Annotated in this window: 5 protein-coding genes and 2 tRNA genes; 5 read left to right on the forward strand and 2 right to left on the reverse strand. The window is 34.3% G+C overall.

The features are described from left to right. From comD to NML75_RS08665, 4 genes are all read left to right on the forward strand, one after another. A partial coding sequence (comD, locus tag NML75_RS08650) for a competence system sensor histidine kinase ComD (RefSeq protein WP_254804379.1) occupies nt 1-926 on the forward strand: 926 nt, incomplete at its 5' end. Then, nucleotides 923-1,675, forward strand: coding sequence for a competence system response regulator transcription factor ComE (gene comE, locus NML75_RS08655; protein WP_004250949.1), 753 nt, complete (start codon nt 923-925; stop codon nt 1,673-1,675). The genes comD and comE, both read left to right, overlap by 4 nt. A 51-nt stretch (nt 1,676-1,726) precedes the next feature. Further along, nucleotides 1,727-1,798, forward strand: a tRNA-Glu gene (locus tag NML75_RS08660). A 5-nt stretch (nt 1,799-1,803) separates the two neighbouring features. Further along, a tRNA-Asn gene (locus tag NML75_RS08665) sits at nt 1,804-1,877 on the forward strand. Between the two features lie 39 nt (nt 1,878-1,916). Here the strand turns inward: NML75_RS08665 and NML75_RS08670 are convergent. Next, entirely contained in the window at nt 1,917-2,459 is a 543-nt protein-coding gene (locus tag NML75_RS08670) for a TetR/AcrR family transcriptional regulator (protein WP_004250951.1), read from the reverse strand. A gap of 128 nt (nt 2,460-2,587) precedes the next feature. Here NML75_RS08670 and NML75_RS08675 point away from each other — a divergent pair, with 128 nt between their 5' ends. Next, nucleotides 2,588-5,242, forward strand: a complete 2,655-nt coding sequence (locus tag NML75_RS08675; RefSeq protein WP_004250953.1) for a YhgE/Pip domain-containing protein — start codon at nt 2,588-2,590, stop codon at nt 5,240-5,242. An 88-nt stretch (nt 5,243-5,330) separates the two neighbouring features. On the opposite strand, the gene NML75_RS08680 is transcribed toward NML75_RS08675, so the two are convergent. Continuing rightward, entirely contained in the window at nt 5,331-6,953 is a 1,623-nt protein-coding gene (locus NML75_RS08680) for an ATP-binding cassette domain-containing protein (protein WP_004250954.1), read from the reverse strand. Between the last annotated feature and the right edge of the window lie 155 nt (nt 6,954-7,108).

A 7,108-nucleotide genomic window follows, 5' to 3' on the forward strand; every position in this document is an offset into this window, starting at 1 on the left:
TAATAAAAAAAATTATTTTTTATTTTCACTTGGAGCTCAATTATTTTGATAAAGATTACCTCTATTCATTTTTTAAAAAGGTCATCTTTGCTTTCTTTGCTTTACAAATCCTATTATTCATTTCAGATATAGTAAGTAATTATGTGCATTTTAATAGTTTTGGTAGTATTTTAGCAACAATTGTCTTTATTTGTTTATTACTAATCTTCTTTGCAATGAATGCCAAGAAGGTCCAAGTTGAAAGAGAAATTGCTCTAAATCAGAAAAAATTTGAACAAGAACATTTACAGACTTACACAGATGAAATTGTGGCTTTGTATAATGAAATCCGTGGTTTTCGTCATGATTATGCAGGGATGCTTGTCAGTATGCAAATGGCAATTGACAGTAAAGATTTACAGGAAATTGACAGAATTTACAATCAAGTTCTAGTCAAAGCTAATCAAAAATTACGTTCAGATAAGTATACATATTTTGATTTAAACAATATAGAAGATTCAGCTTTACGAAGTTTAATTGCTCAATCTATTGTATATGCAAGAAATAAGGACGTAGAGTTTACACTAGAAGTAAAGGATATTATCACAAGGTTGTCAATTGATTTACTTGATTTTGTGCGTATTATGAGCGTTTTATTGAACAATGCTGTCGAAGGTGCTGCAGAAAGTTACTTGAAACAAATGGAGGTTGCAGTGATTAAGATGGATTTAGAAACAGTTATCGTGATTCAAAATTCGTGTAAATATACTATGACGCCTTCAGAAGACTTGTTTGAACTAGGTTTTTCTACTAAAGGTAGAAATAGAGGAATTGGTCTTAATAATGTCAAAGATATTTTGGATAAGTATGAAAATATCATTTTAGAGACAGAGATGGAAGATAGTAAGTTTAGACAGATTATTAGATTTAAGAGAGAGTTTGAATGAAAGTATTAATTTTAGAAGATGTTATTCAACATCAAGTCAGATTAGAAAGAACCTTGGATGAAATTTCAAAGGAATTAAATATTCCTATTTCTTATAAAACAACAGGTAAAGAACGAGAATTTAAGGAATATATCGAAAATGATGAAGTAAACCAGCTTTATTTTCTAGATATTGATATTCATGGTGTTGAGAAAAAAGGATTTGAGGTAGCACAGTTTATTCGTCGCCACAATCCCTATGCAATTATCGTATTTATTACTAGTAGATCAGAATTTGCTACCTTAACTTACAAATATCAAGTATCAGCCTTGGATTTTGTTGATAAAGATATCAATGATGAATTATTTAAAAAACGTATCGAACAGAGTATCTTATATACCAAAAGTATGCTGCTTGAAAATAAAGATGTTGTGGATTATTTTGACTATAATTACAAGGGAAATGATTTAAAAATTCCCTACCATGATATTTTATATATTGAAACAACAGGAGTATCTCATAAATTAAGGATTATTGGTAAGAATTTTGCCAAAGAATTTTATGGTACTATGGCGGATATTCAAGAAAAAGATAAAGATACTCAAAGATTTTATTCTGCTCATAAATCATTTCTTGTCAATGTAGGAAATATTAGGGAAATTGATCGAAAAAATTTAGAAGTGGTTTTTTATGAGGATCATCGTTGTCCAATTACCCGTCTAAAGGTACGGAAATTAAGAGATATTCTGGAGAAAAAATCTAAAAAGTGATTGACAATTAGTAAGAAATTGATATAATGGTTATATCTGCTACAGATAGATGGTCCGTTGGTCAAGGGGTTAAGACACCGCCTTTTCACGGCGGTAACACGGGTTCGAATCCCGTACGGACTATATTATCCGCCATAGCTCAGTTGGTAGTAGCGCATGACTGTTAATCATGATGTCGTAGGTTCGAGTCCTACTGGCGGAGTTAAACAAAAAGAACACCATTGGTGTTCTTTTTTTGTCTCTAATTTGCATCTCCCAACATTTTCATAAGAAAGTTTGTCATTTCTTGTGGACTTTCTTTTTTTCCATGAGCAATCCAGGTTTGGCATACACCAAATAGTGCGTTTGTTAGATAAATACTGCTATACTCTAACTCAATATTGTTTAAATTTAATTGCATAAAGCGTTTTTGGAGGTCAGTGCTAAGCATAATGTGAAGTTTATTTCTCAGGAAGTTTTGTATCTCTTTTGTACCATTTTCAGATAGAAGAGCAGCTAGTAAAGGTTCAGACTCTAAGTATTCAAACACTTCTAGAATAGCATCTCTTTTATGATTTGCGTGTTTTTGGAAAATATACTCAAAGGTATGAAAAAGCTTACTTTGGTAATGTTCAATCATATCATACTTATCTTTGTAATGAGTATAAAAACTAGAACGACTAATTCCGGCTTTTTCTGCCAGCTTAATAGTGCTAATTTGATCAAATGGTTGTTCCGTTAATAATTGAACCATGGCGTTCTCAATAGTACGTTTGGTTTTTAAGCGTTTGTTGCTCTCTTTCATAGTTCCTCCTTGTGAACAAAAATAGACTTAGTGTCTAAAAATGATAATTTTGACTTGTAAATAAGAATTTTTAATGTATAATCTATTATATCAAAATTTTAGACAATATGTGTAAAAAAGGAGACAATATGTTTAAAGAATGGAAAGCAATTTTTAAAAAACCAACCTTTATCATTGTAATGATAGGGATTTCTCTTATTCCTGCTTTATACAACATCATATTTTTATCATCTATGTGGGATCCATATGGCCAATTATCTGAGTTGCCTGTAGCGGTCGTTAATAATGATAAAGAAGCATCTTATAATGGAAACACAATGACTATTGGAAAAGACATGGTGTCCAATTTAGAGCAAAATAAATCATTAGATTTTCATTTTGTCAGTGAAGAAGAAGGTAAGAAGGGTCTAGAAGACGGTGATTACTATATGGTAGTAACTTTACCAAGTGACTTATCTGAAAAGGCTGCTTCTATTCTATCAGATCACCCAGAACAAATGAATATTAACTATCAAACTTCTAGCGGGCATAGTTTCATTGCAAGTAAGATGAGTGATTCTGCCATGACACAGTTAAAACAAAATGTTTCTGCTAATGTAACCGAAACCTATACGAAAGCTTTATTTCAAAAGATGGGAGATTTAAAATCTGGTTTAACGAAGGCAGCTGATGGAAGTGAACAATTGGCCAATGGGGCTAGTCAGTTAGCTGTAGGAAGTCAGACATTGTCTTCTAATCTTGACACTTTAGCTAGTTCAAGTTTAACCTTTTCTGATGGCACAAATCAATTTACAAAAGGGTTGACAACGTATGTAACAGGAGTAAAGCAACTGAATAGTGGCTTAGGTACATTTAATGATGGTTTACAGAACTATACAAGTGCAGTTTCACAGGTTGACACTGGACTCAATCAATTATCTTCCAAGACTCCAGAATTAGTAGCAGGTGTCAATCAGCTAAATACTGGAATGAAGTCATATGCAGGAGGAGTTTCGCAACTGAATACAGGTCTCAATCAATTTTCAGTTGGTGTCAATGCTTACACAAGCGGTGTTGACAAGCTATCTATTGGGGCAAATCAATTATCTAGTCAATCAGACACATTGAGAGACGGTATTACCCAATTAAATAAAGGAATTAAAGAAATTTCGACTCAATTGAATATTTCATCTCAACAAAAAGAGGAAATCACTCAATTAGCAACTAGTTTAGATGAATTGAATAAAGCACTTCAAGCTGTAACTATTTCAGATAATACTGAACTTAAAAGTACAATATCTAATGATTTAGCGAATATATCTACTCTTGCTCAAACTATTGTGACTAATAGTCAAACAGAGCAAGAGAAAACTCTTACCAATCTTCAAGCAACAGCAACTTATCAATCTCTTACTGATACTCAGAAACAAGAACTGACTGCAGCTGTTTCAAATAATTCTAACTCTACGATAGAGTCAGCAAAAGCAATTTTAACGACGGTAGGAGATCTAAAAGAAAATTTGGGAAGTGTAAACCAACCAGTCTCTAATCTTTCTACTTTACAGACTAAAGCAAATCAAGTATTAACTGTGGCGTCTAGTTCCTTGACATCTATGTCAAGTGGATTTACACAGTTGCAAAATGCTTTAGATAATCAGTTAGTTCCTGGAAGTCAATCGATTGAAAATGGAGTTAATGATTATACTAAAGGGTTGGATACTATTTCTTTAGGTGTAAACCAACTAAGTGAAAAGAATAAAACTTTAACAACAAGTTTGGATCAATTGGTTTCTGGATCAAGTAAGTTGACAGAAAACTCTTCAACCTTGACAACTGGTTTGGATTCGCTAGCTGGGAAAACTCCAGAACTAGTAACAGGTATCGAAAAACTCTCATCTGGTTCTAGCCAATTAAATAGTAAGAGTTCAGACTTAATTGCAGGACTTGATAAAATACAGCTAGGTTCTAGTCAATTAACAGACAAATCAAATCAATTGCTTTCAGCTAGCTCTCAGTTAGGAAGTGGAGCAGTGAAAATTGCTGATGGCGCTGGAAAACTAGCAGATGGTGGAACAACTTTAACTGCTGGTATTGAAAGTTTACAAGTAGGAGCTACTGGACTAGAACATGGATTGAACGCTGCTAGCAATCAACTAAAAATAGCATCAACAGAGTCTAGTAATGCAGAAGTATTATCTGAGCCCTTGAGTCTTTCAAAAACAGACAATGATCAGGTTCCTGTAAATGGGATTGCTATGGCTCCTTATATGATATCTGTGGCCCTCTTTGTTGCTGCGTTATCAACAAATATGATTTTTGCTAAGTTACCTTCAGGTCGTCATCCTGAAAGTCGTTGGGCTTGGGTTAAATCTCGTTTCGAAATAAATGGAGTTATAGCTGTTTTAGCAGCTGTCTTAGTCTATGGAGGAGTTCATCTTATCGGTCTAACGGCAAATCATGAAATGAGAACCTTGTTCTTAATCATCATCGCAAGTTTGACCTTTATGTCTATGGTAACCGCGTTAACGACATGGAATAGTCGCTTAGGTGCTTTCTTCTCTCTTATTTTACTATTATTACAATTAGCATCAAGTGCAGGAACTTATCCACTTGCTTTGACTAATGATTTCTTTAAGGCTGTCAATCCTTGGTTACCAATGAGTTATTCAGTTTCAGGATTGAGACAAACAATTTCTATGACAGGGAATGTTCATTATCAGGTAATTTTCCTTCTCGTAACTTTAATTCTATTCATAGGATTAGGTATGCTTGCTTATCAACCTAAAAAAATGGATGAAGATTAAAAAAGTTTCACGTGAAACAATGAATGATTTACAAGTAATTAATAAAAAAACTCAGTTGGTTAATTCAACTGAGTTTTTTAAGTTCTACCTAATCTTTCCAAAGTTCTTTGACTTTTGCTTGAACTTCAGCATTTTCTAAGAATTCATCATATGTTTCATCAATACGATCGATGACGCCGTTTTTAGATAGGACAATAATGTGGTTAGTCAAAGTTTGAATAAACTCATGGTCGTGACTGGCAAAGATGATGGACTCTTTAAAGTTTTTCAATCCATCGTTCAAGCTTGAGATAGATTCCAAGTCTAAGTGATTTGTAGGATCGTCAAGTACAAGAACGTTTGATTTTAAAAGCATGAGTTTTGAGAGCATCACGCGCACTTTTTCTCCCCCTGACAAGACGTTTACAGGTTTGTTAACCTCGTCTCCAGAGAAAAGCATACGGCCTAAGAAACCACGTAGGAAGGTGTTGTCATCTTCTTCTTTACTTGCGAATTGACGGAGCCAGTCAAGGATAGATTCACTGCCAGCAAAATCAGCTGAATTGTCTTTTGGCAAGTAAGAGCGACTAGTTGTAACTCCCCACTTGACAGTCCCTTCATAGTCAATTTCACCCATAATGGCACGAATCAAGGCAGTTGTTTGGATGTCGTTTTGTCCGATAAGAGCTGTCTTGTCACCTGGACGCAAGATGAAGCTGATGTTGTCAAGAATAGTTTCACCGTCAATCTTTACAGATAGATTTTCTACTGTTAAGAGGTCGTTCCCAATTTCACGTTCAGCTTTAAAGCTGATGAATGGATATTTACGACTAGAAGGAACAATTTCCTCTAGCTCAATCTTATCAAGCATTTTTTTACGTGAAGTTGCTTGTCTTGATTTAGAAGCATTAGCAGAGAAACGAGCAACGAATTCTTGAAGTTGTTTGATTTTTTCTTCTGCTTTAGCATTACGGTCTGCTAGTAATTTAGCAGCAAGCTCAGAAGATTCCTTCCAGAAGTCGTAGTTTCCGACATAGAGTTTGATTTTTCCAAAGTCAAGGTCAGCCATGTGAGTACAAACTTTATTTAAGAAGTGACGGTCGTGGGATACGACAATGACAGTATTATCAAAGTCGATTAGGAAATCCTCTAGCCAAGTGATGGATTGAATATCCAGACCATTGGTTGGCTCGTCCAAAAGAAGGACATCTGGTTTACCGAAGAGGGCTTTAGCAAGGAGAACCTTTACTTTGTCGCCATTTGCTAGTTCACTCATATTTTGGTAATGAAGTTCTTCTGGAATATTCAAATTTTGTAAGAGTTGTGAAGCTTCACTTTCTGCTTCCCAACCACCTAGTTCAGCGAATTCTCCTTCAAGTTCAGCTGCGCGAACACCATCTTCATCTGAAAAATCTTCTTTCATATAAATGGCGTCTTTTTCTTTCATGATGTTGTATAGTTTTTCATTACCCATGATAACAACATCAATAACACGCTCATCTTCGTAGTCAAAGTGATTTTGACGAAGTACTGAAAGACGTTCGTCTGGTCCAAGAGAGATATGCCCAGTTGTCGGTTCAATATCTCCAGCTAAGATTTTTAAAAAGGTTGATTTTCCAGCACCGTTGGCACCAATCAAACCATAGGTATTTCCTTCTGTAAATTTGATGTTTACATCATCAAAAAGTTTACGATCACTAAAACGTAGTGAAACATCAGATACTGTTAGCAAAGTTTTTCTCCTATTATATGTAATACTCTAATTCTACTAGAAAATCATCAATTATTCAAATTTTTATTTGTCAATTTTTTGTAAACAAAGTTGACAACCCCTTTACGATTGAAAGGGGTAACATCTCTATTGTTTCAATAAAAAAATTATCTGTC

It is taken from the genome of Streptococcus sp. CF4-3 (assembly GCF_024295385.1).
Lineage (GTDB): Bacteria > Bacillota > Bacilli > Lactobacillales > Streptococcaceae > Streptococcus > Streptococcus infantis_I.

What these genes read in the sequence shown, in the direction of transcription:
- comE (WP_004250949.1), top strand. Translation starts at nt 923, where the DNA reads ATGAAAGTATTAATTTTAGAAGATGTTATTCAACATCAAGTCAGATTA.
- NML75_RS08675 (WP_004250953.1), top strand. Translation starts at nt 2,588, where the DNA reads ATGTTTAAAGAATGGAAAGCAATTTTTAAAAAACCAACCTTTATCATT.
- NML75_RS08670 (WP_004250951.1), bottom strand. Translation starts at nt 2,459, where the DNA reads ATGAAAGAGAGCAACAAACGCTTAAAAACCAAACGTACTATTGAGAAC.